Source organism: Paenibacillus agaridevorans (assembly GCF_003112455.1).
Taxonomy (GTDB): domain Bacteria; phylum Bacillota; class Bacilli; order Paenibacillales; family Paenibacillaceae; genus Pristimantibacillus; species Pristimantibacillus agaridevorans.
Window position 1 is genome coordinate 302,975 of sequence record NZ_BDQX01000458.1, and the last position, 418, is coordinate 303,392.

Here is a 418-nt window from a genome sequence, read left to right on the forward strand (position 1 = left end):
GGTTCGTTAACGCCGGCCTGCTGTCGTTCCCTCGCACGCTAGGCATCATACTGGGCACCAACATCGGCACATGCCTGACTACCGAGCTCATAGGTCTAAATATTGGCCAAGCGGCGATTCCAATGCTCGTCTCATCCATTTTGGCATGGCTGCTCACCGCCCTGCTGGGCGAGATTAAGATATGGCCCGGACTGGATCGTCTTCGCTGGCTTATGCCGCTCCGCTCCGCTTCCGTCGCCGTATGCGGCTTCGGTCTCGTGCTTGCCGGCCTAAACATGATGCAGTCTATCGGCCCCTACCTGCAGGAGAGCGGCATGTTCGACTGGTTCCTTGGACATGCCAGCGACTCGTTATGGTGGGGAATGGCTGCCGGCGCCGCCATTACCGCCGCCGTTCATAGCGGGGCGGCGGGCATCGG

1 protein-coding gene is annotated in these 418 nt (G+C 60.8%); it reads left to right on the top strand.

Features of this window, described 5'->3' with window-relative positions; all coding sequences use genetic code 11:
* The coding region (locus tag PAT3040_RS39415; protein ID WP_258235328.1) for a Na/Pi symporter at positions 1-418 on the top strand (418 nt) is incomplete at both ends.